This window comes from Maccoyibacter intestinihominis (assembly GCF_040096355.1).
GTDB lineage: Bacteria > Bacillota > Clostridia > Lachnospirales > Lachnospiraceae > Maccoyibacter > Maccoyibacter intestinihominis.
This window is the reverse complement of sequence record NZ_JBBMEX010000041.1, coordinates 1-703: the sequence shown is the minus strand read 5'-3', so window position 1 is coordinate 703 and position 703 is coordinate 1. Positions and strand designations below refer to the sequence as shown.

Annotated in this window: 1 rRNA gene; it reads right to left on the bottom strand. The window is 56.8% G+C overall.

Going from position 1 to position 703, the window contains the following annotated elements:
• Window positions 1–703: ribosomal RNA gene (locus WMO43_RS14125) — 23S ribosomal RNA — on the bottom strand; the annotation flags it as partial.

Sequence of the window (703 nt, the reverse complement as noted above, 5' to 3'; positions counted from 1 at the left end):
CTCTGCCCTATCTACCTGATCGTCTCTCAGGGGTCTTACTTCCTTATGGATGGGATATCTCATCTTGGGGGGGGCTTCACGCTTAGATGCCTTCAGCGTTTATCCCTTCCGGACTTGGCTACTCTGCCATGCCGTTGGTCGACAACAGATACACCAGTGGTCCGTCCAGCCCGGTCCTCTCGTACTAAGGCCAGCTCCTCTCAGATATCCTACGCCCGCGCCGGATAGGGACCGAACTGTCTCACGACGTTCTGAACCCAGCTCGCGTACCGCTTTAATGGGCGAACAGCCCAACCCTTGGGACCTGCTACAGCCCCAGGATGCGATGAGCCGACATCGAGGTGCCAAACCACTCCGTCGATGTGAACTCTTGGGAGTGATAAGCCTGTTATCCCCAGGGTAGCTTTTATCCGTTGAGCGATGGCAATCCCACTTTCTACCACCGGATCACTAAGTCCTACTTTCGTACCTGCTCCACCCGTCGGTGTCACAGTCAAGCTCCCTTCTGCCTTTGCACTCTCTAAATGGTTTCCGACCATTCTGAGGGAACCTTTGAGCGCCTCCGATACCCTTTCGGAGGCGACCGCCCCAGTCAAACTCCCCGCCTGGCATTGTCCCACCGCCGGCTTACGGCGGCTGGTTAGAAACCCAATACTGCAGGGGTGGTATCCCAACAGCGGCTCCAAGAAGACTGGCGTCCTCT